Below are 26,747 nucleotides of genomic sequence, written 5' to 3' on the forward strand. Positions count from 1 at the left end.
GCGCATCGCGCTCGCCAGACCTCGATTGGTCCGGGTACCCCGACGGCTCCCGCGGCCCCGCCCGACCCGCACGCCCCGCCGGCACCGCCCGGCCGCCCTCCGGCGGCGGGCCGCCGGACCGACCGACGATGAACGACGTGCCAATGCTGCTGCCTGCCATCCTCGCGCTGCACGCCGCCGCGGCGGTGCTGCTGCCGCCCCTCGCCGGCCGACTGGGTGCCCGGATCTTCCTGCTCGCCGGACTGCCGCCCGCCGCCGCGGCGGTTTGGGCGCTCGCCCACGCCCCAGCGATCCTCGGCGGTGCGCCGATGCAGGCGACGGTCGCGTGGGCGCCCGCCCTCGGCATCGCCTTCGCGTTCCGCGTCGACGCCCTCGCGCTGGCCATGACCCTGCTCGTGAGCGGGGTCGGCGCGGTCATCTTCGGCTACTGCGCCGCCTACTTCCACGCGGAAGAGCGCGGCCTGGGCCGGCTCGCCGCCGTGATGGTGCTGTTCGCGGGCTCCATGCTGGGCCTGGTCACCACCGACAACCTGTTCGCGCTCTACGTCTTCTGGGAGCTCACCTCCGTCACGTCGTTCCTGCTGGTAGGCCACGACGACCGCAAGGAGCATGCGCGGCGCGCGGCCACCCAGGCTCTGGTCACCACTGCGGGGACCGGGCTGCTGATGCTCATCGGGTTCATCATGCTGGGCTGGGCCGCGGGCGACTACAGCATCTCGGCCCTGGTGGCCGACCCTCCCGACGGCGGGCCGTGGCTCACCGCGGCGCTGGTGCTGATCCTGGTCGGCGCCTTCGCCAAGTCCGCGCAGGTGCCGATGCACTTCTGGCTGCCGGGCGCGATGATCGCGCCCACCCCGGTCAGTGCCTACCTGCACGCCGCGGCGATGGTCAAGGGCGGCGTTTACCTGGTCGCCCGCCTGGCGCCCGGCTTCGCCGACGCCGGTGTCTGGCAGGTGCTCGTGCTCGGCATCGGACTGGCCACCATGATCGTGGGCGGATGGCGGGCGCTGCGCCAGGACGACCTCAAGCTGCTGCTGGCCTACGGCACCGTCAGCCAGCTCGGGTTCCTCACCCTGCTCGGGGGCGCGGGAACCCAGGTGGCGGGGACCGCCATGATCGGTGCCCTGCTCGCGCACGGCCTGTTCAAGTCGGGGCTGTTCCTCACCGTCGGGATCATCGACCACCAGACCGGGACCCGCAGCATAAGCCGCCTCACCGGGCTGGGCCGGCGCATGCCGGTGCTCGCCGTCGCCGCCTGCTTTTCCGCGGCGTCGATGGCCGGGCTTCCGCCGCTGATCGGCTTCACCGCCAAGGAGGCCGCCCTGGAGGCGTTCCTGCCGTCAGCGGCGCCAGGCCTGCCGGCACCCGTATCGGCTGCCGAACTGGGCGGGCTCGTGGCGGCCTCGGTGCTCACCTTCGCCTACAGCGCCCGGTTCCTCTGGGGCGCGTTCGGCGACAGGCCCACCGTCTCCGAGCGCTCCTTCGACGCGCCCTCCGCGGCCTTCATCGCCGCCCCCGTGGCGCTGGCTGCCCTCAGCCTCGCCCTGGGCGCGGTCCCCGCGGCAGCCGACGCCCTCGCGCAGGGCTACGCCCACGCGCTGCCGACCGGCGAGAAGCCGTACCACCTGGCGCTATGGCACGGGGTGACGCCGCCGCTGCTGCTGACCGCCGCCGTGGTGGCCGCCGGCGTGCTGCTGTTCGCCAAGCGCCGGACGGTGGGCCGGATCCAGAACGCCATGCCGCGCTGGCCCGACGCCGAGTACGGCTACCACCTGTTCATCCACGGCATCTACAGCGTCGCGCTGAGCGTCACCCGGCGCACCCAGAGCGGCTCGCTTCCGGTGTACCTGGGCATCATCCTGGCCGTGCTGCTGGTGCTGCCCGGCGCCCGGCTGGCAGCGGGGCTGATCACCGGCGAGATCGCCGTCCCTGGCACCGACGAGGGCCTGCGGATCTGGGACAGCCCGCTGGAGCTGCTGGTGACGGCGGTCATCGTCGTCACCGCCGTGGCCACCGTGCGCGAGCACCGGCGCTTCCCGGCACTGATCCTGCTCAGCGTGCTGGGATTCGGCATCGCCGGGCTGTTCGTGCTGCACGGTGCACCCGACCTCGCGCTGACCCTGGTGCTCGTCGAGACCCTCACCACGATCATCCTCGTCTTCGTGCTGCGCCGACTGCCCTCCACCTTCAGCGTGCGGCCCGACGGCTGGGGCAAGCGGCTGACCGTGCTGCTGTGCGCGGCGGCGGGCACCTTCATCGCGCTCGCGCTCTGGCTGATGACCGCAGCGCGCACAGCCGACCCGGTCTCCGCCGAGTACGCCGACCTGGCCGAGAAGGCCGGCGGCACGAACCTCGTCAACGTGATCCTGGCCGACTTCCGCGCGCTGGACACCCTCGGCGAGATCGTGGTGCTGGCCACGGCGGCGGTCGCGGTGGCGTCGCTGGTGCTGCTGAACCGGCGCGACCGGATCGTCGACGAACCTGCGGCCGAGAACGAGAACGAGAACGAGGGCGAAGGCCCCGATGGTGCGGTGAGACCGGCCGGGCCCGAGCCCGCGGGCACGGGCGCGCTCGCGCTGCGGCGCCGCGCCGCGGACGCCGAGGCCCCCGGGACGGAGCCCTCCGAGCACGATCCTGTACGCGAGGGGGAGGCCGGCGCCGCGGACGCCGACGAGGCCTCAAACACCGGCACCGGCACCGGCACCGGCACGGGAGCCGACGACGAGGGGAGCGACGATGACCGAGCATGAACCGGTCCGCCCCGAGCCCAGCCCCGGGCGCGCCGACGGGGAGTGGGGGCGCTCCGACCGCAGCGGCGCGCCGCCCGAGGACTGGGAGGCGCCCCGGGAGCGCTGGCTGAGCACGGGTGTGCGGCCGGCGTTCGGACCGCGCTCGGTGATGCTGGAGGTCTCCGCGCGGCTGCTGACTCCCGCCATCCTCACCTTCTCCGTGTTCCTGCTGGTCTCCGGGCACGACCGGCCGGGCGGGGGGTTCGCCGGCGGGCTGGTGGCCAGCATGGCCTACGTACTGCGCTACATCGCCGGCGGCCGGCACGAGCTGCGTGCGGGCATGCCGATGCTTCCCAACAGCCTGCTCGCCCTGGGGCTGCTGCTGGCCTGCGGCACCGCGGCCGCTCCGCTGCTGCTGGGGCACCCGGTCCTGGAGGTCCACAGCTACACCGCACACCTGCCGGTCTTCGGCAAGGTCAAGTTCGCCAGCTACCTGCTATTCGAATCGGGGGTGTTCCTCATCGTCGTCGGGCTGGTGCTCTCCGTCGTGGCCGCGCTGGGCGCGCGCATGGAGGCCGAGGAAGAGGAGGCCCGCGACGGCGCGGGCGCGGGCGCGGGGGGAAACCCCGGATGAGCGCCCCCGGCTTCATCCTCATCGTCGCCGTCGCCGTCCTCTACTCCAGCGGGTTCTACCTGCTGCTCCAGCGCTCCCTGATGCGCGTGGTCTTCGGGATCGTCGTCCTCGGCCACGCGGCGAACCTCTCGCTGATGCTCACCGACCGCGCGATCACCCTGCCGCCGCTGCTGACCGGCAAGGAGGGCCCCATCTCCGACCCGATGCCCCAGGCTATGGCGCTGACAGCCATCGTGATCACGTTCGGCGTGACGACCTTTCTCCTGGCGCTGGCCTACCGGGTGTGGCTGGGCGACGACAACGACGAGGTGCCCGCCGACTTCGAGGACCGCCGCATCGGGCGACTCTCGGAACCGGAGGACTCCTCGTGAACGTGCTCCTCGCCGTACCCGCAGTGGTTCCGCTGCTGGGCGCCGCCGCAACGCTGCTCCTGCGGCGTACCCCCCGCCTCCAGCAGGGGGTGGCCGTGGCCGCGCTGGCCTCGGTCGCAGCGGCCGCGGCGCTGCTGCTGCACGCCGCCGCCGACGGCACGGTCCTGACCAGCCAGGCAGGGGGCTGGAAGGCGCCGCTGGGCATCACCCTCGTCGCCGACCCGCTCTCGGCGCTGCTCCTGGCGGTGTCGGCGGTGGTGCTGCTGGTGGTGCAGTTCTACGCCATCGGCCAGGACACCGCCGGGCTGAGCCGCGCCATGCCGCAGGTGTTCCACCCCATCTACCTGGTCCTGACCGCCGGGGTATGCCTGAGCTTCCTGGCGGGCGACCTGTTCAACCTCTTCGTCGGCTTCGAGATCATGCTGACGGCCAGCTATGCGCTGATCACCCAGGCGCCCACCCGGGCGCGGGTGCGCGCCAGCATGATCTACACCGTGGTCAGCCTGACCTCCTCGATCCTGTTCCTCACCGGGATCGCCCTGGTCTACGGGCTGACCGGCACGGTCAACCTCGCCGACATCGCGGTGAAGCTGGGCGGCGCCCCGGCCGAGCTGCGCATGGTCCTGGCGCTGCTGTTCCTGGTGGTGTTCGGCATCAAGGCCGCGCTCGTACCGATGCACTTCTGGCTGCCCGACAGCTACCCGGTGGCCATCACCCGCATCTCGGCGATCTTCGCCGCCCTGCTGACCAAGGTCGCGGTCTATGCGATCATCCGCAGCCAGACCCTCCTCTTCGGCCGCGACGACATCTCCGCGGTGCTGCTGTGCATCGCGGTCGCGACCATGGTCGTAGGCATCCTCGGCGCGCTGGTGCAGGACGACATCAACCGGCTGCTGTCCTTCGCGCTGGTCAGCCACATCGGGTTCATGATCTTCGGCCTCGGCCTGAACTCGGTGGCCGGCATGGCGGGGGTGATCATCTACCTGGTGCACCACATCGTGGTCCAGGCCAACCTGTTCCTGGTCAACGGGCTGATCCGGCAGTTCGCCGGGCACTCCTCGCTGCGGTCGATGCGCGGGATGACCACGGTCTCGCCGATGCTCGCTGTGTTCTTCTTCCTGCCTGCCATGAGCCTGGCCGGACTCCCGCCGATGTCCGGCTTCATGGCCAAGGTCGCCCTGTTCCAGGCCGGCGTCGGCGCCGGCGGCTGGCTCGTCTACACCGCGATCGCCGCGGGGGTCGCCACCAGCCTGCTGACGATCGTGGCGATCTTCCGCGTCTGGGTCCGCGGCTTCTGGGGCACTCCGATGCCCGACATGATCGAGGCCCGGGTGCGCCTCAAGAGCGGCGCCCACCTGGGCGGGCTGCGGATCATGGCGATGGCGACGGGGGCGATGGTGGCCTTCGGGCTGTTCGTGGCCGCGGCGGCCGGCCCGCTGTCGGAGCTGGCCTTCGTCGCCGCCCACGATCTGATGAACGGAGCCGCCTACATCGAGGCGGTGCTGGGAGAGGGGGCGCGGTGAGCGGGCGGCGGCCGACGGGCGCGGCGGCGCGCAGCCTTCCCCAGCGGCTGCTGAGGCGGATGGCCACCGTGGTGTGGCTGACCGCCATGTGGGTGATCCTGTGGGGCGACGCGAGTCCGGGAACGGTGCTGGCGGGCGCGGGCGTGGCTTCGGGGTGCTACGCGGCGGCGCGGCTGCCGGACCTGCCCGTCCGGCTGACCGTCCGGCCCCTGCGCACGCTGCTGCTGCTCTGGCACATCGCCGCCGACCTGCTGACGTCGAGTCTGCGCGTCGCCGTCCACGTGCTGTGGCACCCCAAGCGCATGCGCGGCGTGATCGTCGAGGTGCCGATGCGCACCGACTCCGACCTGCTGCTTGCGCTGACCGCCGCCGGGCTGTCGCTGATCACGGGCAGCCTGGTCATCGAGCTCAACCGCGAGGAGGGCGTGCTGTACGTGCACGGCACCCCGATCCACTCGGAGCGGTCGGTGCGCAACCTGCGCCGGCAGGTCCGCCGGACCGAGGAGCTGTTCGTGCGCGCGTTCGGCACGTCGTCCGACATCGAGCAGTTCGAGCGGGAGGAGCGGCTGATGCTGGAGGCCGAAGCGGCCGATCCCGCCGAGGGGGAGGCATGAACATGCTGGACTACGCCTACACGGCGACCTTCGCGCTGCTGGGGGCTGGGGTGCTGCTGACCATGTACCGGCTCGTGCGCGGGCCGTCGGTGATGGACCGGATCGTGTGCCTGAACACCACATCGGTGCTGCTGGTCAGCTTCATCGCGGTCGAGGTTGCGCTGCGCGGCGACACCGCCTATATCGGCGTGGTGATCACCTTCGCGCTGCTGGGGTTCGTCGGCTCCCTGACGGCGGCCCGCTTCGCCGAGAGGAGGGCCCATGACCGGGGCTGACATCGCGACCGCGGTGCTGCTGCCGCTGGGAGCGGCCTTCGCGTTCGTCGGAACGCTCGGCCTGGTGCGCTTCCCCACGCTGCTGGGGCGGGTGCACGCCGCCACCAAGCCCGACACCGTGGCCCTGGTGCTGATCCTGGCGGGCGCGGCGTTCCAGCTGGACGACGTCCGGGGCGCCGCCTGGCTGGGTCTGGCTGCGCTCTTCCAGTTCCTCACGGTCCCGGTGCTGGCGCAGACGCTGGGCCGCGTGGCCTACAGCCGCGGCGAGATCAGCTCCGAACACCTCGTCGCCGACGAGCTGGCCGACGCGGTCGAGCGGTCGCGCGAAAGGGGCGACGGCGGCGGTGCCTGAGGGGCAGCGGCGGCGGTCCCCGGCGGACGCCTGTGCACAGCCGCCGCGTTCGGACACCGGACTCTGGTAGCAAGGGTGCCATGGTGACCCCTGCGCCCTCCGGGGCGGAACCCGCGTCTGTGCCTCCCGCCGACCCCGCCGCGGCGGTCGCGGACCCCGCCGCCGACGCCGCGCTGCGTGAGGCCGCCGAGGAGCGCCTGCGCGCGCTCGCCGGCGAGTCCGCGCGGCTGCGCGAGGACCAGTGGAGCGCCATACGCGCCCTGGTGGCGGAGCGCCACCGCGCCCTGGTCGTCCAGCGCACCGGTTGGGGCAAGTCGGCGGTGTACTTCGTCGCCACCGCGCTGCTGCGCGCCGCCGGCGCGGGGCCCACGGTCATCGTCTCCCCGCTGCTGGCTCTGATGCGCAACCAGATCGCCGCGGCCGAGCGCGCCGGCATCCGCGCCCGGACCGTCAACAGCGCCAACCTGGACGACTGGGAGGCGGTCTACACCGAGATCACCGCGGGCGAGGTCGACGTGCTGCTGGTCAGCCCCGAGCGGCTGAACAACCCCGACTTCCGCGACCGCGCGCTGCCCCGCCTGGCGGAAGGCGCGGGCCTGCTCGTCGTCGACGAGGCCCATTGCATCTCCGACTGGGGCCACGACTTCCGCCCCGACTACCGGCGCATCCGAACCCTGCTGCGCGGTCTGCCGCCGCAGACGCCGGTGCTTGCCACGACCGCCACCGCCAACGGCCGTGTCACCCGCGACGTCGCCGAGCAGCTGGAGACCGGCGACGGCGCCGCCACCCTGGTGCTGCGCGGCGGGCTGGACCGGCCGAGCCTGCGCCTGTCGGCGGTCGACCTGCCCGACACCCCCGCCCGATGGAGCTGGCTGGCCCGCCACCTGGCCGAGCTGCCGGGCTCGGGCATCGTCTACGCCCTCACCGTCGCCGCGGCCGAGGACACCGCCGCCTTCCTCACCGAACTTGGCTACGACGTGCGGGCCTACACCGGCCAGACCGACCCCGAGGAGCGCCGCCGCGCCGAGGACGCCCTGCTGGCCAACCGCACCAAGGCGCTGGTGGCCACCAGCGCGCTGGGCATGGGCTTCGACAAGCCCGACCTCGGCTTCGTGGTGCATCTGGGAGCGCCGCAGTCGCCGATCTCCTACTATCAGCAGGTCGGCCGCGCCGGGCGCGGCCTGGAGCGCGCCGAGGCGGTGCTGCTGCCCGGCCGCGAGGATCGCGAGATCTGGTCCTACTTCGCCTCGATGGCGTTTCCCGCCGAGGAGACCGTGCGCCAGGCTCTGGACGTGCTGGCCGAGGCGGGCGAGCCGATGTCCCTCCCGCGCCTGGAGACCCGGGTCGACCTGGGGCGCAACCGCCTGGAGCAGATGCTCAAGGTCCTCGACGTGGACGGCGCCGTGCATCGGGTGCGCGGCGGGTGGACCGCCACGGGCCGGCCGTGGGAGTACGACTCCGAGCGCTACGCCGCGGTCGCGGCCGCGCGCCGCCGCGAGCAGCAGGCGATGCTCGACTACATCGGCACCGACACCTGCCGCATGGAGTTCCTGCGCCGGCAGCTCGACGACCCCGGGGCCGAGCCGTGCGGCCGGTGCGACAACTGCGCGGGCTCCCCGTTCGCCGCGTCGGTCGCCGCCGAAGACCGCGACGCCGCCGCCCGCCACCTCGACCGGCCGGGCGTGGCGGTTGCCCCGCGCAAGCAGTGGCCCACCGGTATGGCCGCGCTCGGCGTCGATCTGTCCGGCAAGATCCGCGCCGAGCGGCGGCCCGCCGAGGGGCGCGCGCTGGCGCGGCTCACCGACATCGGCTGGGGTACCGAGCTGCGGCGGCTGCTGAACCCCGAGACCGCCGACGCGCCGATGGGCGACCACGTGTTCAAGGGCGTCGTCGACGTGCTCGCCGCCTGGCCGTGGGAGCGCCGGCCCGCCGGCGTGGTGGCGCTGCCGTCGCTCACCCGCCCGCGGCTGATCGCCGACCTCGCCGAGCGGCTGTGCGGGGTCGGCCGCCTGGAGCCGGTCGGCGCACTCGCCTACGCCGAGCCCGAGGCGGGCACCGGAGCGCGCCGCCACAACCGTGCGCAGCGGTTGGCGCAGGTGTACCGGGCCCTCGCCGTGCCGCCGGAGGTGGCGGCGGCGGTCGGCCGACTGGGCGGCCCGGTCCTGCTGGTCGACGACCACACCGACACGGGCTGGACACTGGCGGTGGCCGCCGGCCTTCTCAAGGACGCGGGCGCCGAGGAGGTCCTCCCCCTGGTCTTGGCCGCCAAGAGCTGACAGCCCCGGGGGCCGGCCTAGTCGCCCAGGTCGGGGCGGGCCCCGGGTTGGTGGAGGGCGCGGGCGGCGAGGGCCTGCGCACGGGTGAGCGAGTCCTTGGGGTGCTTGCCGGCCAGCCAGGACGGCAGGAACCCGGCGATGAAAGCGTCGCCGGCGCCGATCGAGCCCGGCGAGGGCTCCACCGGTTCGGCCGGTACGGTCTCCAGGTCGTCGCGGGTCTTGGAGGCCCACAGGGCGCCCTCGTCGCCCAGCTTGATCACGACGCTGGGGTACCAGGCGGTCAGCACCTTGGCGGCCGCCTCGGGCTCCTCGCGGCCGGTCAGCACCTTCGCCTGCTGGGGGTTGGCGAACAGCAGCCGCGCCCCGTTGGTCCAGTCCAGGAAGTTCTCGGCTCCGGCGCGCTCCAGCGGGGCGTGCGAGCCGCCGTCCACCGAGATCGACATCCCGGTCTCGCGGGCCATCCGCAATGCCATCCGGGCAGCCCGGCGCGAGTCGGGGTTGATCAGCGTAAAGGCGGACATGTGAAGGTGGCCGTCGGGGCCGAACACGTCGCGGGGCAGGTCCTCGGGCTGCAGGCGCGCGTTGGCGCCCGGATCGCTGAGCATGGTCCGGTCGCCCTTGTGGGTGATCATGACCACGCAGGTGCCGGTCGGCCGCTCGGGGTCCATGACGAGCCGGGAGTCGATCCCGTAGCCCATCAGCTCCATCTCGCGGGTGCGTCCGGTGATGTCGGATCCGCGCCGGCCCACGAAGGTGGTGTCGACGCCCTCCATCGCGAGCCAGGCCGCCACGTTGGCGCCGGACCCGCCGCCGTAGGTCTGGACCGAGGAGGGGGTGTCGCTTCCGCGTGCGAGCGGGTAGAAAGCCCGCGCGACGCTGTCGGTCATGAGGTCGCCGATCACGACCACTCGTGCCATTGCCTTGCCCACCACCTTGCGGTCCCGAATGGGGGACTATGCGCGACCATGCCCGAAGAGCCTGTGTGCTGACAGACGTTAACAGGTTAGGGGGAGACGTCGGGTAACGAAGTGGCAGAGCTGCGTGATATCGGACCCGCTGCCCGAAAACTCGTCGGTGGTGACCGGATCGCGAGCCCGGACCGAACGGGCGGCATGACGTCCGCCACGGGCTCCGACGACTCGAATAGGCTCAAAACGTGCAGTCATACCCGAACCACTGGGAAGCCGACGTGGTCCTCACCGACGGCGGCACCGCGCACCTGCGCCCCATCACCCCTGATGACGGCGACCTGCTGCGCGCGTTCCACAGCCGCCTGTCGCCGGAGACCATCTACTACCGCTTCTTCGCGCCCTACCCCAAGCTCTCCGCGCGCGACGTGGACCGCTTCACCAACGTCGACTACGAGAACCGCGTGGCGCTCATCGCCACCATCTCCGACGTCATGGTGGCGGTCGTGCGCTACGACAAGGTGGCCGAGGACGAGGCCGAGGTCGCCTTCGTGGTCGAGGACGGCCACCAGGGCCGCGGTCTGGCCTCCGTGCTGCTGGAGCACATCGCCGCGGCCGCCCTGGAACGCGGCGTGAGGCGGTTCATCGCCGACGTGCTTCCGGAGAACCGGCGGATGATCAACGTGTTCCGCGAGGCCGGGTACACCGCCCAGCAGTCCTTCGACGAAGGCGTCATCCGCCTCACCCTGGACCTGGAGCCCACCCACGACGCCGAAGAGGTCATGCGCGCCCGCGAGCAGCGCGCGGAGTCGCGCTCGATCGCCCGGCTGCTCTTCCCCGGTTCGGTCGCGGTGATCGGCGCCAGCCGCACCGCGCACACCATCGGCCAGTCGGCGCTGCGCAACCTGCTCGACGGCGACTTCAAGGGCCCCGTGTACCCGGTGCACCCCACGGCCAAGGCGGTGGCGGGCGTGCGGGCCTACGCCAGCATCCTCGACGTCCCCGACACGGTCGACCTCGCGGTGGTTGCCGTCCGCGCCGACACGGTCGTCGATGTGGTCGAGGAGTGCGCGCAGAAGGGCGTCCACGGGCTCGTGGTCGTCAGCTCCGGGTTCGGCGAGGCCGGTCCCGAGGGGCGCGAGCGCCAGGACGAGCTCGTGCGCACCGCCCGCGCCGCCGGCATGCGGGTGATCGGCCCCAACTGCCTGGGCATCGCCAACACCGACCCCGAGATCTCGCTCAACGCCACCCTCGCGCCCTATGTGCCGCCGCGCGGGCCCATCGGGTTCTTCTCCCAGTCCGGCGCGCTGGGCCGGGCCATCCTGCAGAGCGTCGCAGGGCGCGGCATGGGGTTGTCGACGTTCGTCTCAGCCGGCAACCGCGCCGACGTCTCCGGCAACGATCTCGTGCAGTACTGGCAGGAGGACCCCGCAACCAAGGTCGTGCTGCAGTACCTGGAGTCGCTGGGCAACCCCCGCAAGTTCACCCGGCTGGCGCGGCGGCTGGCCAAGCAGAAGCCCGTGGTGGCCGTGCGCAGCGGCGGCTCGTCCCAGGGTGTGCCCAGCGGGCACGCCGCAGGCGCGCTCGCCCTGCCGGACTACGCGGTCACCTCGCTGTTCGAACAGGCGGGGGTGGTGCGCGTGGAGGACATCACCCAGATGTTCGACGTAGCCCAGCTCTTCGCCTACCAGCCCCTCCCGTCGGGGCCCCGGGTGGGCATCGTCGGCAACTCCGACTCCCTGGGGCTGCTGGTCAAGGACGCCTCCGTGCGCCAGGGTCTGCGCCCCCGCGAGCCGGTGGCCCTGGGCCCCAACGCCACCGCCGAGGACTTCGACGAGGCGCTGACCGCGGTGCTGGCCGACGACTCCGTCGACGCCCTGGTCGTGGTCTTCATCCCCGCCCTGACCCCCATCTCCGACGACGTCGCCGAGGTCATGCGGGCCAAGGCCGCCGCGGCGGACAAGCCCATCGTCACCACCTATCTCGGCTACCAGGGGCTGCCCGCCGAGCTGCGCCGGATCGGCGAAGGAGGCGAGACCGCGGCCGGCTCCGTCCCCTCCTACCCCGCGCCCGAGGACGCCGTGCGGGCGCTGGCCTACGCCACGCGCTACTCGCTGTGGCGCAACCGCGAGAGCGGCCGCCACCCCGAACTGGCCGACATCGACGGCGCGCGCGCCCGCTCCATCGTCGACCGGGCGCTCGGCAAGCGCGGCGAGGAGCAGCAGGAGAAGGACCAGACGATCTGGTTCACCAGCGAGCCCGTGCAGAACGAGGAGTCCGCCGCCGACCGCGAGACCGCCTACGCGCTGCTGTCGTGCTACGGCATCGACGCCGTGCCCTACATGCCGGTCGCCACCGAGCAGGAGGCCGTTCGCGCCGCCGAGGAGCTGGGCTACCCGGTCGTGGTCAAGGCCAACGCCCCCGACCTGCGGCTGCGCGCCGGCGGCACCGGCATCCGCGCCGACCTGCGCTCGGCAACCGACGTGAGCGGCGCGTTCACCGCCTTGAACGACCGGCTGGGCGCCGACGCCGACCTGGTGGTGCAGCCCATGGTCGTGCCGGGCGTGCCCACGGTCGTCCGCGCCGGCGAGAACCCCTCGTTCGGCTCGGTCGTGGGGTTCGGACTGGCCGACGTGACGGCGGAGCTGCTCGACGACCGCGCGTTCCGTCTCGCCCCGCTCACCGACACCGACGCCGCGGACCTGGTGCACGCGGTGCGCGCAGCGCCGCTGCTGTTCGGCCTGCCCGCCGGAGCGACCAGCCTGGCCGAGCAGCCCAACGTCGAAGCGCTGCAGGAGACGCTGGTGCGGGTCTCGCGGCTGGTCGACGCCTTCCCCGAGGTCGCCCACATCGAGTTGGACCCGGTGATCGTCAACTCCGAGGGCGCCCACGTGCTGGGCGCGCGTGTGTGGCTACGGGAGCCGCCCGACCGGCGAATGGACTCCGGGCCGCGGCGGCTGCGCAACATCACGTTCTAGAAGGCCGGCCCGCCTGTGCGGCCGGGTCGGCCGGTGTACCGGCCGATCAGGCCGGTTCGGGCTGGGGTTCGGGCTCCGGCGGCAGCGGTCCCGGCCCGGGGCCCGGTCCCGGGTCCGGAGGATCCGGGACCGGGTCGGGCGGCAGCGGCCCCGGCAGGGGCGGGCCGCCCGGCTCCGGAGGGTCCGGCACTGGTGGCACGGTTGCGTACATGCCACGGGGACTACCCGCAATCGCGGCGGTTTCCACTTCCGCGCGCCGTCCGACGTGCGGGTGTCGGCCGGGCGCGCGACGATCCGCCGGGGCGAGCGGGTGCGATCCGTCCTCAGAAGAAGGCAGGATGGAACCATGAGGAAAACGCGTGCCGTGTCCACCGACTGGCGCTTGGAGGTCGAGCGCAGCGGCTACTACCCCGCCCTGGTGATCGACGCCGTCGCCACAGCCCTCGGCGACGAAGGGGCCGAGGCCTTCGTCGTCCACCACGAGGCCACCTTCGACCCCGCTCTGGAGATGCGGCGGCACATCACCGTTGTGATCCTGACCCCGACCCGGCTGGTCGTCTGCCACACCGACGAGCACCCGCCCGCTGAAACGGGGGGCCGCCCGCACGCGTCGACCACCACCGACGCGATCCGGCTCGGCAACATCCAGTCCGTGGCGCTTACCCGGGTGGTCTCCGACCCCGCGAACTACGTGCCGGGCACCATGCCCAGCGAGGCGGTCCTGAGCATCGGCCTGGGCGTCAGTCCCGGAGCCATCGCCAACGTCGACCTCGAACCCGCCTCGTGCAACGACGAGTCCTGCGAGCTCGACCACGGCTACACCGGCGCCATCACCGCGGAGCCGCTGACGGTCCGGGTCAGCCAGACCGCGGACGGCGCCGAATCGGTGACCAACCTGATCCACTTCACCGACGCGCTGTGTGAGGCCACCGGTACCTGAGGAGCCCCCGCGTGCGGGCGCGGCCGTGCGCGCCGGAACGGGGACGACGGGACCCGGATCCGCGGGCGGGCGGAGCGGACCGGGGAGCGCGGCCGGACGGCCCGGACCGCCACGCGTGCCGCTGCGCGATCCGAGCCGTGCACCACGGGGCAAGCAGCCGCCAGGCGACACGAGTGAGAGTGAAGGGAACTCCTGTGCCCGTCCGCACCGACGACCTCAGCACACCCCGCTACGAGGCCTCGCTGGCCTCGCTGACCACGTCGGTCCTGGCATCCCTCGGCGTCGCGGGAGAAGCCGATCCGCTGGGCCTGCCGCCGGTGCGGCGTGCCTGCGTCCTGCTGGTCGACGGGATGGGCTGGGAGCAGCTGCGCGAGTACCGCGTGCACGCGCCGTTCCTGGCGGCCCTTCTGGAGTCCGGCGCCGCCATCGCCGCCGGGTGCCCCACCACCACCGCCACCAGCCTGGCCACTGTGGGCACCGGTCTGGTGCCCGGCCACCACGGCATCGTCGGCTACCAGGTCGCCGTCCCCGGTACCGAGCGCCTGCTCAACCAGCTGCGGTGGGGTGACCCCGAGGTCGTCCCGGAGGACTGGCAGCCGCACGCCACCGCCTACGAACGCGCCGAACGCGCCGGTGTGCGCACCGCCTACATCGCCGACGAGGCCTACCGGGGCAGCGGGCTGAGCCGCGCCTCGGCGCGCGGCTCCCGCTACGTGGGCGCCGACAGCATCACCGAGCTGGCCGTGCGCGCCGGCGAGGCGCTGGCGGGCGACGACCGGGTGCTGGCCTTCGTCTACCACTCCGACCTCGACTCCTACGGCCACCTTTGCGGCGTCGACTCCCCGTACTGGCGGCTGCACCTGGGCTACGTCGACCGCCTCGCCGAGCAGATCGCCGACTCGCTGCCGCCCGACACCGCGCTCTACATCACCGCCGACCACGGCATGGTCGACACCGCTCACGACACCCGCATCGACATCGAGGCCGGGCCCGCATTCAACGCGGGGGTGCGCCTGCGCGCCGGCGAGCCGCGCCTGCGCCAGATCTACACCCGCCAGGGCGCGGCCGCCGACGTCGCCGCGGCCTGGCGCGAGCTGCTCGGCGCGCGGGCCCGGGTCCTCACCCGCGACGAGGCGCTGGCGGAGGGCCTCTTCGGCGACGTCGACGAAGCGGTGCGGCCGCGCATCGGCGACGTCCTCGCCTTCGCCCGCGGCAACACCGCCCTCATCGCACCCGAGTCCGAGCGTACGATCAGCCGGCTGGTCGGCCACCACGGCTCCCTGACCGCCGCGGAGCTGCGCGTGCCCCTGCTGCGCGTCACCACCGCGCGTTAGGTGGGCGGGCGGCGGACGAGCCGGGGCGCGGTGCCCCTCTTCTGCGGAGTCGGCCGCGCCGTCTAAGGTGGCGGTCGTGGACACTGTGGACATCGGAGCCCCCGCTCCCGACTTCGAGCTGCATGACCAGGACGGCACGACCCGCACGCTGCACGGGATGCTGGCCGAGGGCGGCCCGGTGGCGCTGTTCTTCTACCCTGCGGCGATGACGGCCGGGTGCACGGCCGAAAGCTGCCGTTTCCGCGACCTCGCCGCCGAGTTCGCCGAACTCGGCGCCCAGCGCGTGGGGATAAGCGCCGACGATGTCGCCACCCAGCGGGCCTTCGCCGAAAAGAACGGTTTCGACTACCCGCTGCTGTCCGACCCCGGCGGCGCGGTCGCGCGCGCCTACGGCGTCCGCCGCGGGGGGCCGCTGGCCGCGCTGTCGCCGACCCGCCGCAGCACGTTCGTGATCGGCACCGACGGACGGATCCACCACGTCGTGCGGAGCGAGGTGCGCATGCAGGCCCACGCCGACGGCGCCCTGCGCGCTCTGCGCGAGCTCCGCCGGCGCGGCGACGCGTCGCAAGGGCGCGAGGACTGAGGCGGCGGCCGCACAGCGGGCCGCACCCCCGTCGGCGCCTCCACCGGCCGCCGATCGGGTCCGGGGCCCGGCCCGCACGGCCGCGGCCCCGCAGACACCGGCGAACCCGCCGGTGGGCACGGGTCAGCGAACACGGAAGGGGCCGCCGGAACATGGCGGAGCAGAACGAGGCGGCGACCGGGTCCCCGGCCGCGGCGTCCGGAAACCCGGGAAGCGGCGCCGGAGGCGAACGGCCCCCGGTGCGCAGGACAGCGGAGCGGGGCGTCGCGGTGATCACCCTGGACTCCCCGGCCAACCGCAACGCGCTCTCCGCCCGCCTGCGCGCCGGCCTGGCGGCCGAGCTGGCGGCCGCGATGGCCGACGACGCCGTGCGCGCGGTGCTGCTCACCGCCGAGGGTCCGGCCTTCTGCGCCGGTGCCGACCTCAAGGAGATCGCAGCCGAACGCGCCGGGAATCCGCCGGCCGTCTCCGCGCCGGGCATGCCCGAGCTGTTCTCGGCGATCATGGACGCCCCCAAGCCGGTGGTCGCCAAGCTCAACGGCCCCGCCCGCGCGGGCGGAATCGGGCTGGTCGCTGCGGCCGACATCGCCATCGCCCCCGAGGACGCCACCTTCGCGTTCACCGAGGTGCGCATCGGCGTCGTTCCGGCGATCATCTCGGTGCCCGTCGCCGCCCGCATGCACGACCGGCAGCTCGCCCGCTACTTCCTCACCGGCGAGACGTTCGGCGCCGCCGCGGCGGCCGACGCCGGCCTGGTCACCTCGGCGGTCCCCCGAGGGGAGCTCGACCAGGAGGCCGAGGCCGTGCTGGGCGGCTTCCGCAGCGCGGCGCCGAGCGCGCTGAGCCGGACCAAGCGGCTGCTGGGCAGCACCGGCCCGGCGGGGCCGGACGCGCGCGCGGCCGCGTTCACCCGTATGGGCGAGCTGTCGGCCGAGTACTTCGCGAGCGAGGACGCGGCCGAGGGCCGTGCAGCGTTCCGGGAAAAGAGATCGCCGAGTTGGGTGCTGTAATGGACGACGTGACTTACTCAGGAGATACGCGGGTCGGCGGACCCGCCGACGTACGTGAACTGCCGGAGCTCACCATCAGCAAGCTGGCGGTGGGGCCCATGGACAACAACGCCTACCTGCTGCGGTGCCGCCGCACCGGCGAGGCGGTGCTGATCGACGCGGCCGCCGAGGCCGACCGCATCCTGGAATCGCTCATCGGTGAGGACGGCCTGGCCCGCGCCATCACCACCCACCGCCATCCCGACCACTGGGGTGCGCTGGCCGAGGTGGTCGGCACCACGGGCGCACGCACCGTCGCCCACCCCGACGACGCCGACGAACTCCCGATCTCGGTGGACGAGCCCGTCGCCCACGGCTCGCGCATCCCCGTCGGCGAGTCCGAGCTGCGGGTCGTCCACCTGCGCGGGCACACCCCCGGCTCGATCGCGCTGCGCTACGACGAGCCCGGCGGCCGTACGCACCTGTTCACCGGGGACAGCGTGTTCCCCGGCGGTGTGGGCAAGACCTCAAGCGCCGCCGCGTTCCGGTCCCTCATCGACGACGTCGAGGAGCGCGTGTTCGGTGTCCTCGGCGACGACACGTGGGTCTACCCCGGCCACGGCAAGGACACCACCCTCGGCGCTGAGCGTCCCAGCCTGCCCGAGTGGCGCGCGCGCGGCTGGTAGCGCAGGCCTTCGGCGCCCCGGTGGTCGCCCGCCCGGGCAGGCGACCACCGGGCGGAACCGGGGTCGTTACGGGAGCCCGTGGGGCTCCTCGGACTCGTCCTCCTCGCGGACCGCACTCTCCTCGGCGCTGTAGGCCCGGCGGTCGGCGCCGGCGTCGCGCGCGACCATGGAGTCCTCGCGGTCCTCGCGCACGCCTTCGTCGGACTCGACGATGCGCACACCGCCCGTGTCCTGCTCGGGACCCGGGGGTGGGGACGCCTCGGCCGGGCGGGCCGTGCTGCCGAGGGCGCCGGGCACGTCGGGCTGCTCCCGGGCGAGCGCCTCGTCGAGCGGCTCGCCCGACTCCTTCTCTGTGCCCGTCGAGCCGGACTCGTCGATCGCCGCGGGCACTCGGCCCGGCAGCGCCTGGTCCTCGGTCGTGTCCTCCTGGGCCGGCAGCCCGGCCTCCTCCCAGTCCGCGGCGGTCTCGTTGACCGGGTCGGCCGGGGGCTCGTTCTCCTCCGGGCGGTTCTCGCTCATGCCCCTCCACTATCCCCGGGGCGGGAGGTCTATTCGCCCGCTGACGCGGGGTACGCCCGCACGCCGACGGCCGCGCGGACCGGGCCGACCGGCCGACCGGTCAGAACGGGAAGGCCTGGTCGGGCAGCGGCCGGCGGGCGACGAAACCGAGGTCGGTGCGGTGGTACCAGCCGAGCTCGGCCTCGCCTTCCAGCCAGCACAGCCGCACCGAGACACCGTCGAGCATGGCGGGGAAGTCGATCAGCAGCGGGGCGATGCCCTTGACCTCGATGCCGTTGTCGACGAACCAGCTCTGCAGCTCCATCAGCCGCGCTTCGGCGGCCTTCATCTCGGCGCGCCCGCCCAGCGCCGACTCGCCGCCCCGCAGGTCGGAGGCGAGCTCGGCGAGGTCGGCGCGCAGGGTGACCAGCTCACCGGCGGTGTGCCGGACTTCGGGCATCAGCTCGCGGGCCTCGGCGAGGGTGAACACGCGCGGCTCGTTGCCGGATCCGGAGAACGGATCGGCGGGGGGCGGTGCGGCATCGTCCATACCCGCACGCTAGACCATTCCGGGAGCGCGGATCGCGGGGGCGGGATCGGGAGCACCCGCCGGCGCCGGGTTCCTCATCCCGCGCCGTAGCAGACGAATCCGGCGCCGGCGAGGTGGTCGGCCACGGCGCGCGCCGGTGCGACTCCCGCGCGCAGCGCCGCATGGAATGCGAGCATGGCCGGTCCGATCCCGTGGTCGCTGACCGGCAGCACGCCGGCGACCACCACCCGGCCGCCCATCGCGAGCAGGGCCGCGGCCATGCCCAAGGGCGCACCGGAGCACGCCGGGGCCGAGCCGCCGACCCAGCACGACGACAGCACGGTCACCCGCGGCGCCCGGGACAGGCGCTCGACGTCGTAGGCGAACAGCGGACCGTCCTCCAGCTGTATAGCCGAGAGCATCGGGGACTGCGCCGACACCGAACCGTGGGCGGCCAGGTGGGCGACGTCGGCGTGCTCCAGACCGCGCAGCACCGCGCCGACCCGGACCGCCGGGCCGCGCAGCGCCTCGGCCACCGGATATACCGGCGCGAGTGCGCGCACCTCGCCGACCGCGCCCTCCGGCGCCCCGCCGGCGGCCAGCAGTGCGCGGGGGACCGCGGCGCTCCTGCCGCCGAGGTGCTCGTCCGCGTCCCCGCCGCAGCGGGCCAGCCACGCGCTGCCGGACGGCACCACGCTGACTTCCCGGCCCCGCAGGCTCGGCAGCATGCCCCACGGCAGCGCCTGAGCGGCCGGGGACGGCACGACGATCAGCGGCCGGTCGCCGACGGCCTCGGCGACCGGCGCGAGCAGCAGGCGCTCGACCCGCTCGGCGGCGGGCGCGACGCCGTCGCGCGCCGCACGGCCGCGCCGACCTTCAGCCAGCACCCGCACGCGGGCGGCGTAGGCCAGCTTCGCGGCCGCGTCCTCGACGGCACCCGCAGACGGCAGCGGGTGCAGCCGTGTGCGGCCGTCGACCACGGTGATCGCGGCGTCGGCGCCGTGCACGCGTGCGTAGCGGACGAACGCACGTCCCGCCAGCCGCTCCTCCAGCGCGTGCGCCGCCGGGAGGCCGGTGTCGCCGGGATCGGCCGCTCCGGTGCCGTCGGCGGCCATGCAGGCGGCGTGCCACTGGGCGCCGGCCAGGGCGTCGGCGAGCGCGGACAGCTCGCGCCGGATCGGCGCTTCGCCGATGCGGGCGCGGGCGTGAGCTTGCCGGTAGCGCTCCAGCAGGCGCAGCCACGCGGTGTCGCGGCACGGCCCCGCCGGAACGGCCGGAGCCGACGCGAACTCGACCCACTCCAGCGCGGCGGCGGCGTCGCCCTCGCGGATGGCCGCCCGCGCCCCGGCCGCGGCCACCTCGCGCCGGTGGGCGCGGGCGTGCACGAGCAGCTCCAGGTGCCGGACGGGCCGGAGACCGCCGGCGCGGCCGCCCAGCCGCCCCCGCGCCGCGCGGTGGTCGCCCGCTGCGAGCGTCCTCAGCGCCGCCGCCTCGCGGGCCGAGGGCAGCATCGCCGACACCGGGCCCAGCGGGGCGCTGTGCACGCAGTGGGCCAGCGCCGTCGCCGTCTCGGCGGTGTCCGAGCAGTCGGCGCCGGCCCAGGCGGGCGGCGGGCCGCCGCCGGAACCCGCGTCCTCGCGGCCGGCGCGCGGGCGGTGCGCGGAGGTTGCGTCTTCCGGCAGCCCGGAGCGCCGGGGACCGTCTCCGGAGCGCGCCGAGGATCCCGGGCGGCCGGGGCCGCCGCGCTCGCCCCGGCGGGCCGCTCGCGCCGCAGGCGGGCGCGAGAACCGCCGTGCGGCCGAGCGCCGATCGGGCGCCGCACTGTGGTGTGCCGACCATTCGACCAGGCCGGCCAGCTCGGCCCAGAGCGAGTCGGCCGGGAAGGCGCGCCGCAGCCTGCGAGCGAGGCCGCGGGCCGCGCCGGTGTCGCCCTGGGCCAGCAGCACCTTGGCCCGCAGCAGCCCCGAGGTGGCGGCCTCTGCGGTCGCGCGTCCGCCGCGGAACAGACCGGCGGCGGCGCCCAGGTCGCCCAGGCCGCCCAGCGCCCGCCCGGCCTCGCGGTGCATCCCCGCGGCGAGCAGTGCATCGGCGTGGTCCATGCGGACCGAGGGGCGCCGAACCGGCGGAACGAGCCGCTCGGCTGCACCGAAGCACGAGACCGCGCGGGCGAGGTCGCCGGTGCGCACAGCAAGGCAGCCGAGGTTCTGCAGCGCGACGCCCCGCAGGCACGCCTGCCCGGCCTCGGCGGCCCCGGCGAGTGCCCTCTCCAGGTCGGCGGCGGCCTCGTCGAGCCGTCCCGCATACATCAGCGCGAGGCCGCGGTTGCTGAGCACACCGGGAAGCAGGTCCCCCTCGGTGTCGCCGTCCAGCGCGGCCAGGGCGGCGTCGAACCCGGCGAGAGCCGCGCCGAAGCGCCCGCGCTGAGCTGCAGCGAGTCCGTGGTGGGTGAGCACCGTGGCGCGCGCCGAAGAGGTGTCGGCGCTCAGCCGGACGAGCGCCTCGGCCGCCACGCCGCCGCTGCCGCGCAGCGCCAGCAGCCCGAGGCGGGACGCGCGGGCGTGTGCCGCGCTCTCGGTGTCGCCCGCCCGTGCGGCGACGGCGGCCGACTGGCGCAGCAGGCGCTCGGCGGCGGCCGGCTCGCCGAGCTCGCGGCGGGCCACCCCCAGCATCCGCAGAGCGGCCGAGCGTGTTGCGGGGTCGCAGTCGCCGTCGAGCACCTGTTCGGCCCGGCGCCTGGCGAGGTCGGGGTCCCGGGCTACGAGTGCCACCGGGTGGGAAGCGCCGTCGAGCCGCCCAGAGGCCATGGGGAGTGCCTTTCGCCGTGGGTGCGGGGGAGTGCGGAGGAGCGGATGAGGGGGACACGCGGCCGCAGCCCGCCGTTTCCGGTGCGCGGCGCCACAGACAGTACTAAGCCGGTTACGCGCGCGTGTAGGCCGAAGAGCCGTCCTGTCGGATTCGCCCCATAGGCCGCCCGCCCGTGTCGCCGTCAACCGGGACATACCACCCCGCAGGACCGCGCCCGGAACCGTGTCGGATGGCCCCCCGCAACCCCCGGCCGCGGCCCGCGCCGGCAGTCTGCCGCCACGGCCCGCGAAGTCCGGGCACCCGGGCGCGAGCCCTCGCGGTGCCCGGCGGCGGGGTTCGAAGACGGGAGTTCGGGGGCGGGTCGTCGCTCCGGGGGCGGATCAGATGGTCATCCAGGGGGTGGTCACCGGAATGCCGTCGGGGTGGTGCAGTATGAGGCTGACCGGACCCGCCGGGACCTCGGCGGCCACGAAGGCGCCGTGCTCGTCGACCGGGAACAGCGCGCTGCCCCGCGGGGTGCGGACCTCAGCGGATGTGGCGCCCGGCGGGTCGACCCCTCCGACGAGGGTGCGGCGGTCGTCGAGCGGCGTAACCTCCAGACCCAGCGCCGCCCCGGGGGCGTCGAAGCGCAGGTAGCGGGGCGCGTCGGCGGGGGCGGCGTCGCGGACCGCCGAGGGCGGCGCCTCCGCGGAGTCGTCGGTGACCTCGGTCATCACCGCGTCGTCGCGGCGCGCCGCATAGGCGGACATGGCTGCCGTCCGCACCTCGGCGCCGACCCGGCCCGCGGGTCCGTGCTCGGCCTCCAGTTCGGCGGCGAGGCGGTCGAGATCGGGCTCGCCGACGTCGCCCTCTGGGCGCTGAACGGGGAGCGGGCTGTCGGGGGCGCGGTCGCTGCCGGTCATTAGGGTTATGCGGCGGGAACCCCGGCCTTCAGGCCGGGGAGGGCGCCGCTCCCTCCTTTCTGGTGGTGTATCCGTAGCCGTCCGCCCGCTGGACACCCGGTCGGAGCCGCCGCGGCTGCGGGGGTGGATGTGGTCCAGGTTCAGCGGCACCCCGGTGGGTGCCGCAGTAGGCGCAGGTCCGGTCGAATTGGCCCGGAGGTATTCGCGGACCTCGTAGCCGTGCAGGGTGCCGCGCTGGTAGTCGGCCACTTCCAGGGGCTGGTAGGTGGACAGGGCGTGGGTGTCGAAGGCGGCGCGCACCGCGATTCCGGTGTGCTCGGACCCCGGGTCGATGCCGAGTTCGACACCGTCGACCTCGGAGTTCTCCACGGTGCGGTCGGTCAGTCGGAGGGTGAAGGGGGTGTGGCGGTGAACGACCGCCCGGCCTTTGGCCACGAGTTTGCGGGCGCGCGCCGGGTGGCACGGCTGCAACGGCCGGCGGTTCTTGTCGAGCACGAACACATGCTGGGGCACCTCACGGTGCGCCTCCCCGGCCCCGGAGGGGTCGGGGAGGCGGCTCCCGCCCCCCGTTCCGTCCCTGTTCCCGGGGTTGTCTGCTGGGGCGGGTTCCAGAGCAGGCCGCTGAGGAGGCACGGCCTGGTGGGTCTTCTGTCCTGTGCGGAACGTAGCCAACGTGGTCACCTCCAATGGTGTTGGCTGGTGCGGGTAACGGCGGGCCTCCACCCCGGGGGTGCGCAAAGCCCCCGCCTTCAATCGGGGGAACCCGTTGCGCGGAGTACCTTCCTGGTGCCCTGTGGCCGTGCCGGTCTGCTGCCTACTGCCGGCCGGTGCCCGACCGGCGCGGCGCGGAGCCCTCTTGGGCCGCGGGCGCCGCCCGATCGTCGCGGCCGTTTCGGCCGTCCCGTCGGCGGCCGTTCTCGCGGCCGTTCCCGTAGCCCTGATCCGTGAGCGCCCGCTGGAGCCGGCGCCGGACCCGGCGGCGTACGGCGGGCACATCCGCGGGACTCAGCCCCGCGAACTCGGCGACCTCGGCGGCCGGGGACCGCGGCGCGTGCAGCTCCAGAACCGCCACCGTCCGGTCGGGCTCTCCCAGCGCGGCGATGGCGCCGCGCACCAGCCGGTCGCGCTCGGCCGCGACGGCCGCCGCCTCGGGGCTGCGGTGGTCCACTGCGTGCAGCCGCTCGGGATCGGAGGGCGGCGACCGCCGGGCGAGCCTGCGGAGTCTGGCGCACTCGCGCCGGGTAGCGGTGGCCAACCAGGGGCCGACGCTCTCCGGAGCGCGGATCCGCGAGAGGTGCTCCGCCAGGTTGGACCACACGGTCTGCTCGGCGTCCTGGGCGTCGTGCGGAGACAGGCCGTGGCTGCGCACGACGGCGTGGACGCGTGCGGCGAACCGGTCGACCAGCGCCTCCCACGCCACGTCGTCGTCGCACAGGGCGCGCTTCACCAGCTCGCCCGTCGACACCTCGGCGTAGGACTGGTCAGCCACCCGCACCCCCAGTAGACTCACTGCTCCCGCCTCGCGCGCACGGCAACAGTAGCCGCTCGCCTGAGGGGAAGCGGGGAAAACGCCGGATCCGCCCGTGGTGGACCTGGTGCCGATGGTGCCGATGGGGCACAATAGGCTCAGGAAAATCCAGGACGGACAAGCTCCTCTTCGGGTACGAGGGCGTCGGGGAAGCGCACTCGTTCGTATCAGGAGGTTCGGTGTCCGCACGTGGCGTCTTGTACGTCCACTCCGCGCCTGCGGCGCTGTGCCCACACGTCGAGTGGGCGGTCGCGGGTGTGGTTGGCGTGCCTGTGAAACTCGACTGGAGCGCCCAGCCGGCGGCTCCCGGTGCTCATCGCGCCGAACTCAACTGGCAGGGCACTCCGGGCACCTCGGGTGCCATCGCCTCGGCACTCAACGGTTGGCAGAAGCTGCGCTACGAGGTCACCGAAGAGGCCACTCCCGGTTGCGACGGTGTGCGGTACAGCTACACGCCGACCCTGGGCATCTTCACGGCCGTCACCAGCGCCGCCGGCGAGGTGATGGTCTCCGAGTCGCGGCTGCGCAACGCCGTCGAGCGCGCCCAGGCCCAAGAGGGCGTCGACCTCGTGAACGAGTTGGACCGGCTCACCGGGCGGGTCTGGGACGAGGAGCTCGAACCGTTCCGCTACGCGGGCGACGGCGCACCGGTCCGCTGGCTGCACGCCGCGGGCTGACAGACTGTTGGGCAACCCCAACCCCCGTTGATCTTGTAGCTATCGTGATGTAAAACGATTTTCAGTGGCGATAGCTACAAGATCAACGGTGATTAGTGCCCGTCGCGGTGCCGGTCGCCCGCCGTGCCGGCGATCGCGCCCGCCAGGGTGAACAGGAACATGAACCCGATGGGGATCATCGGCCAGAAGAGCAGCGGCTCGGCGGCGATGACGCTCGTGACGCCCCAGATTCCGATGAGGATCACCGAAATGGCGGCCAGCCCGCGCCAGGGCTCCAGCCGGTCGTGCCATTCGGGAGTGAGGCGCCCGTTGCGGACTTCGGGCTCGGCGGGCTCGGGGACCGCCGGGGGCGCCGGGAGGTCGCGGGTCAGCGGCCACAGCTCGCCCATGGTCTTCGCGCGGATCGCCGCGTTCAGGCGCTCCTGGTACTCGTCGAGGTCGAGCCGGCCCTCACGCAGGGCCACGGCCAAGCGCTCGGCGCAGGCGTCGCGGTCGGAGTCCGCGGCCCGCATCCGGTCCGGGGGCAAGTGCTGATCGTCCATGCTCGTCGATCCCTCCAGCCGGAGTGGTGACGCTCATCTGCGCGACCCGGAGCTCTCATCGGGCCAGATGGCTGCGGCGACCAGGATCGCCGCCCAGATGCCCAGCGGCACCAGCGGCCAGTACGGCAGCAGGTCGCCGCCCATGACGCTGGTGACACCCCAGATGCCGGTCATGATGACCGCACCGCCGAGCCACCATCGCCACTCGTCTACCCAGTCCTTCCACGGAGATACCAGGGCGGAGCGGGAGGAGCCGGCGGGCACCGGTGCGGTGTCGTCGCGCTCGGTCGGGGGCGGAGGCTCCGGGAGGTCTGCGGTGAGCGCCCGCAACTGACCCACGACCACGGCGCCCATGGCCTCGTCCAGTCGGCGCTCGTACTCGTCGAGGTCGAGACGGCCCTCCGAGAGCGCCGTCGCAAGGCGTTCGGCGCAGGCATCGCGGTCGGTATCCGAAGCGCGGAACCGACCTTCCGGGACGCGTTCCTCGTCCAACGCCCACCCCCTGCCGCACGATGATGGGAATTTCACGATACGCCGCGCACGCGCGGGAGAAAAGCGGCAGGGCGAGGGGCGGGTGTGCAGCGGGGGATGGGCGGCGGCGGCCGGGGTCAGCGGCGGCAGCCGCCGCCGGAGTAGAGCACCACGGCCCAGATGGCGAGCGGCATCGCAGGCCAGAAGTACTGCATGTCGCCCGAGGCGACGCTGGTGAACAGCCAGATGGCGATCATCACCACGGCGCCGCCCGACCAGGCGTGCCACCTTCCGGCGCGCTCCCGCCAGGAGAGCGGGGCGCTCTCGATCCCGGTGCGGGCGAGGTCGACCGGTCCGCTGGCGGGGGTGTCGGGGTCGGGGAGGTCCGCGGTCAGCGGGACGAGCTCGCCCCTGGTGACGGCGCCCATCGCCGAGTCGAGCCGAGTCTGGTACTCGGCCATGTCCAGTCGGCCCTCCGACAGCGCGGTGGAGAGCCGGCGCGCGACGGTGTCGCGGTCGGCGTCCGAAGCGCGGAGCTCATCGTGCGGCGTGATGTCGGCACTCACCTTTCACGCCTCCTCCCGGTCTCTCCGATTCCCTTTCGCCCACTTTAGACGCGGACGAGCGCCGCGGGGATCCTTCCCGAGGCGGGGTTTCCGCCCGGCGGGTGAGGTACTTCGGTACCAGCCGCCGGGCCCGGCGGAGGAGGGCGCCTAGCCGTGGTCGCGCGTCATGCCGGGCGATCCCGATCAACCAGGACCTTCTGGGCCCTACCTCGCGCCGCCGCCTCGCCCGCGGTGCCAGGCCGCGACGTCGGCGCAGGTGCCGCCGTCCGCCGCGCCGATCACACCGGCGCCCTCGAAGGAGCCGGTGTAGCCGAAGCGGCCGCCGTCCAGCCGCAGGACCGCGCCGCCCGCCTCCTCAAGCACCAGCGCCGGTGCCGCGACGTCCCAGTCGCGCACCGCGACGTCCTTGACGAACAGGTGGGCGCCGCCGTCGGCGATGCGGCACAGCTTCAGCGCGATGCTGCCGGACTCCAGGTAGCCGGAGCAGCCGAAGCGCTCGTAGGCGGCGCGGGCGATGCCGCGCGGCTCGGGCGTGTTGTCGGTGAGCACCCCCGCTCCGGCGTCCGGTGCCGACACCAGCAGGCGCTCACCGTCCACCGCCGATCCGCGACCGCGCACCGCCGTATAGCAGTGGCCGGACTCGGGCGCGTAGACGGCCGCTGCCACCGGCCGCCGGCCCTCGACCAGCGCCGCCTGGGTGACGTAGCCGCTGAAGCCGTGCACGTAGCTGGCGGTGCCGTCGACGGGGTCGATCAGCCAGTAGCGCTCGGGACGCCGGCCCGAGAGCCCGGCGGGGTCCTCCTCGCTGATCACGGGTACGTCCGGGGCGGCCCGGCGCAGCCGGGCGCTCAGCTCCTCATGGGCCATGGCGTCGGCCCGCGCCTTGAACTGGTCGCCTTCCCATACGCCCGACGTGGCCCGGGGGTCGGCGCGCCAGGCACGCAGCAGCGCCCCCACCTCGCGGACCGCCTGCTCGGCGGGGGCCAGCAGCGCGGCCGCCCCCGCATCGGCGCCCGCGGTCCGCCCGGCCTCGGCGC

25 protein-coding genes are annotated in these 26,747 nt (G+C 74.0%); 15 read left to right on the forward strand and 10 right to left on the reverse strand.

All coding sequences use genetic code 11. The annotated features are described in order from the left end of the window. Positions 1-128 precede the first annotated feature (128 nt). The 8 genes from mbhE to RM446_RS16220 all read left to right on the forward strand — a co-directional run bounded on the left by mbhE (position 129) and on the right by RM446_RS16220 (position 8,774). A complete protein-coding gene (mbhE, locus tag RM446_RS16185; RefSeq protein WP_311546142.1) occupies positions 129-2,750 on the forward strand; it encodes a hydrogen gas-evolving membrane-bound hydrogenase subunit E in 2,622 nt (873 codons plus the stop codon). After that, the gene (locus tag RM446_RS16190; RefSeq protein WP_311546143.1) at positions 2,737-3,363 is read left to right on the forward strand and encodes an MnhB domain-containing protein; all 627 of its coding nucleotides are present in this window, start codon (positions 2,737-2,739) and stop codon (positions 3,361-3,363) included. The genes mbhE and RM446_RS16190 overlap by 14 nt, the downstream gene beginning before the upstream one ends. Next, positions 3,360-3,734, forward strand: a complete 375-nt coding sequence (locus tag RM446_RS16195) for a sodium:proton antiporter (protein WP_311546144.1) — start codon at positions 3,360-3,362, stop codon at positions 3,732-3,734. Before RM446_RS16190 ends, RM446_RS16195 begins: the two co-directional genes overlap by 4 nt. Continuing rightward, entirely contained in the window at positions 3,731-5,257 is a 1,527-nt protein-coding gene (locus RM446_RS16200) for a Na+/H+ antiporter subunit D (protein WP_311546145.1), read from the forward strand. The genes RM446_RS16195 and RM446_RS16200 overlap by 4 nt, the downstream gene beginning before the upstream one ends. Continuing rightward, positions 5,254-5,871, forward strand: a complete 618-nt coding sequence (locus tag RM446_RS16205) for a Na+/H+ antiporter subunit E (RefSeq protein ID WP_311546146.1) — start codon at positions 5,254-5,256, stop codon at positions 5,869-5,871. The genes RM446_RS16200 and RM446_RS16205 overlap by 4 nt, the downstream gene beginning before the upstream one ends. After that, the gene (locus RM446_RS16210) at positions 5,868-6,146 is read left to right on the forward strand and encodes a monovalent cation/H+ antiporter complex subunit F (protein ID WP_311546147.1); all 279 of its coding nucleotides are present in this window, start codon (positions 5,868-5,870) and stop codon (positions 6,144-6,146) included. The genes RM446_RS16205 and RM446_RS16210 overlap by 4 nt, the downstream gene beginning before the upstream one ends. After that, positions 6,133-6,498: a monovalent cation/H(+) antiporter subunit G gene (gene mnhG, locus RM446_RS16215; RefSeq protein WP_311546148.1), complete on the forward strand. Its 366-nt coding sequence runs from the start codon at positions 6,133-6,135 to the stop codon at positions 6,496-6,498. The genes RM446_RS16210 and mnhG overlap by 14 nt, the downstream gene beginning before the upstream one ends. Before the next feature lie 80 nt (positions 6,499-6,578). Beyond that, the gene (locus RM446_RS16220; RefSeq protein WP_311546149.1) at positions 6,579-8,774 is read left to right on the forward strand and encodes a RecQ family ATP-dependent DNA helicase; all 2,196 of its coding nucleotides are present in this window, start codon (positions 6,579-6,581) and stop codon (positions 8,772-8,774) included. A 17-nt stretch (positions 8,775-8,791) separates the two neighbouring features. Here RM446_RS16220 and RM446_RS16225 read toward each other — a convergent pair whose 3' ends face one another. Then, a complete protein-coding gene (locus tag RM446_RS16225) occupies positions 8,792-9,682 on the reverse strand; it encodes a carbohydrate kinase family protein (RefSeq protein ID WP_311546204.1) in 891 nt (296 codons plus the stop codon). A 248-nt stretch (positions 9,683-9,930) separates the two neighbouring features. Here RM446_RS16225 and RM446_RS16230 point away from each other — a divergent pair, with 248 nt between their 5' ends. The 6 genes from RM446_RS16230 to RM446_RS16255 all read left to right on the forward strand — a co-directional run bounded on the left by RM446_RS16230 (position 9,931) and on the right by RM446_RS16255 (position 17,192). Then, complete coding sequence (locus tag RM446_RS16230) at positions 9,931-12,660, forward strand: bifunctional acetate--CoA ligase family protein/GNAT family N-acetyltransferase (protein ID WP_311546150.1); 2,730 nt, start codon at positions 9,931-9,933, stop codon at positions 12,658-12,660. A 364-nt stretch (positions 12,661-13,024) separates the two neighbouring features. Continuing rightward, on the forward strand, positions 13,025-13,600 hold the full coding sequence (locus tag RM446_RS16235; RefSeq protein WP_311546205.1) for a DUF5998 family protein: 576 nt from the start codon (positions 13,025-13,027) through the stop codon (positions 13,598-13,600). A 194-nt stretch (positions 13,601-13,794) separates the two neighbouring features. Continuing rightward, entirely contained in the window at positions 13,795-14,934 is a 1,140-nt protein-coding gene (locus tag RM446_RS16240; protein WP_311546151.1) for an alkaline phosphatase family protein, read from the forward strand. A 76-nt stretch (positions 14,935-15,010) separates the two neighbouring features. After that, positions 15,011-15,517, forward strand: a complete 507-nt coding sequence (locus tag RM446_RS16245; RefSeq protein ID WP_311546152.1) for a peroxiredoxin — start codon at positions 15,011-15,013, stop codon at positions 15,515-15,517. 152 nt (positions 15,518-15,669) lie between these two features. Next, the gene (locus RM446_RS16250) at positions 15,670-16,527 is read left to right on the forward strand and encodes an enoyl-CoA hydratase-related protein (protein WP_311546153.1); all 858 of its coding nucleotides are present in this window, start codon (positions 15,670-15,672) and stop codon (positions 16,525-16,527) included. Between the two features lie 8 nt (positions 16,528-16,535). Continuing rightward, positions 16,536-17,192 carry an MBL fold metallo-hydrolase gene (locus tag RM446_RS16255; RefSeq protein ID WP_311546206.1) on the forward strand — a complete coding sequence of 219 codons (657 nt, stop codon included), beginning with the start codon at positions 16,536-16,538 and terminating at the stop codon, positions 17,190-17,192. 66 nt (positions 17,193-17,258) lie between these two features. On the opposite strand, the gene RM446_RS16260 is transcribed toward RM446_RS16255, so the two are convergent. From RM446_RS16260 to RM446_RS16280, 5 genes are all read right to left on the reverse strand, one after another. Continuing rightward, a complete protein-coding gene (locus RM446_RS16260; protein ID WP_311546154.1) occupies positions 17,259-17,711 on the reverse strand; it encodes a DUF5709 domain-containing protein in 453 nt (150 codons plus the stop codon). Positions 17,712-17,811: 100 nt separating this feature from the next. Then, positions 17,812-18,240: a DUF2203 domain-containing protein gene (locus RM446_RS16265; RefSeq protein ID WP_311546155.1), complete on the reverse strand. Its 429-nt coding sequence runs from the start codon at positions 18,238-18,240 to the stop codon at positions 17,812-17,814. A gap of 74 nt (positions 18,241-18,314) precedes the next feature. Further along, positions 18,315-21,023, reverse strand: a complete 2,709-nt coding sequence (locus RM446_RS16270) for a CHAT domain-containing protein (RefSeq protein ID WP_311546156.1) — start codon at positions 21,021-21,023, stop codon at positions 18,315-18,317. Positions 21,024-21,404: 381 nt separating this feature from the next. Then, positions 21,405-22,421, reverse strand: a complete 1,017-nt coding sequence (locus RM446_RS16275; RefSeq protein ID WP_311546157.1) for an RRXRR domain-containing protein — start codon at positions 22,419-22,421, stop codon at positions 21,405-21,407. 319 nt (positions 22,422-22,740) lie between these two features. Continuing rightward, positions 22,741-23,436, reverse strand: a complete 696-nt coding sequence (locus RM446_RS16280) for an RNA polymerase sigma factor (RefSeq protein ID WP_311546158.1) — start codon at positions 23,434-23,436, stop codon at positions 22,741-22,743. A 197-nt stretch (positions 23,437-23,633) separates the two neighbouring features. Here RM446_RS16280 and RM446_RS16285 point away from each other — a divergent pair, with 197 nt between their 5' ends. Further along, on the forward strand, positions 23,634-24,131 hold the full coding sequence (locus tag RM446_RS16285; protein ID WP_311546159.1) for a DUF3145 domain-containing protein: 498 nt from the start codon (positions 23,634-23,636) through the stop codon (positions 24,129-24,131). Positions 24,132-24,223: 92 nt separating this feature from the next. Here the strand turns inward: RM446_RS16285 and RM446_RS16290 are convergent, their stop codons facing one another. The 4 genes from RM446_RS16290 to RM446_RS16305 form a co-directional block, all read right to left on the reverse strand. Beyond that, positions 24,224-24,673, reverse strand: coding sequence for a DUF1707 SHOCT-like domain-containing protein (locus tag RM446_RS16290; RefSeq protein ID WP_311546160.1), 450 nt, complete (start codon positions 24,671-24,673; stop codon positions 24,224-24,226). 33 nt (positions 24,674-24,706) lie between these two features. Next, on the reverse strand, positions 24,707-25,165 hold the full coding sequence (locus tag RM446_RS16295; protein ID WP_311546161.1) for a DUF1707 SHOCT-like domain-containing protein: 459 nt from the start codon (positions 25,163-25,165) through the stop codon (positions 24,707-24,709). A 116-nt stretch (positions 25,166-25,281) separates the two neighbouring features. Next, positions 25,282-25,710, reverse strand: a complete 429-nt coding sequence (locus tag RM446_RS16300) for a DUF1707 SHOCT-like domain-containing protein (RefSeq protein ID WP_311546162.1) — start codon at positions 25,708-25,710, stop codon at positions 25,282-25,284. Positions 25,711-25,914: 204 nt separating this feature from the next. Next, positions 25,915-26,700, reverse strand: a complete 786-nt coding sequence (locus RM446_RS16305; protein WP_311546207.1) for a 3'(2'),5'-bisphosphate nucleotidase CysQ family protein — start codon at positions 26,698-26,700, stop codon at positions 25,915-25,917. Positions 26,701-26,747: the final 47 nt, after the last annotated feature.

It is taken from the genome of Streptomonospora wellingtoniae (assembly GCF_031845375.1).
In the GTDB taxonomy this organism is placed as follows: domain Bacteria; phylum Actinomycetota; class Actinomycetes; order Streptosporangiales; family Streptosporangiaceae; genus Streptomonospora; species Streptomonospora wellingtoniae.

Coding starts and splice junctions, on each gene's coding strand:
- mbhE (WP_311546142.1), top strand. CDS start 129: ATGAACGACGTGCCAATGCTGCTGCCTGCCATCCTCGCGCTGCACGCC.
- RM446_RS16190 (WP_311546143.1), top strand. CDS start 2,737: ATGACCGAGCATGAACCGGTCCGCCCCGAGCCCAGCCCCGGGCGCGCC.
- RM446_RS16195 (WP_311546144.1), top strand. CDS start 3,360: ATGAGCGCCCCCGGCTTCATCCTCATCGTCGCCGTCGCCGTCCTCTAC.
- RM446_RS16210 (WP_311546147.1), top strand. CDS start 5,868: ATGAACATGCTGGACTACGCCTACACGGCGACCTTCGCGCTGCTGGGG.
- mnhG (WP_311546148.1), top strand. CDS start 6,133: ATGACCGGGGCTGACATCGCGACCGCGGTGCTGCTGCCGCTGGGAGCG.
- RM446_RS16220 (WP_311546149.1), top strand. CDS start 6,579: ATGGTGACCCCTGCGCCCTCCGGGGCGGAACCCGCGTCTGTGCCTCCC.
- RM446_RS16250 (WP_311546153.1), top strand. CDS start 15,670: ATGGCGGAGCAGAACGAGGCGGCGACCGGGTCCCCGGCCGCGGCGTCC.
- RM446_RS16260 (WP_311546154.1), bottom strand. CDS start 17,711: ATGAGCGAGAACCGCCCGGAGGAGAACGAGCCCCCGGCCGACCCGGTC.
- RM446_RS16265 (WP_311546155.1), bottom strand. CDS start 18,240: ATGGACGATGCCGCACCGCCCCCCGCCGATCCGTTCTCCGGATCCGGC.
- RM446_RS16270 (WP_311546156.1), bottom strand. CDS start 21,023: ATGGCCTCTGGGCGGCTCGACGGCGCTTCCCACCCGGTGGCACTCGTA.
- RM446_RS16290 (WP_311546160.1), bottom strand. CDS start 24,673: ATGGACGATCAGCACTTGCCCCCGGACCGGATGCGGGCCGCGGACTCC.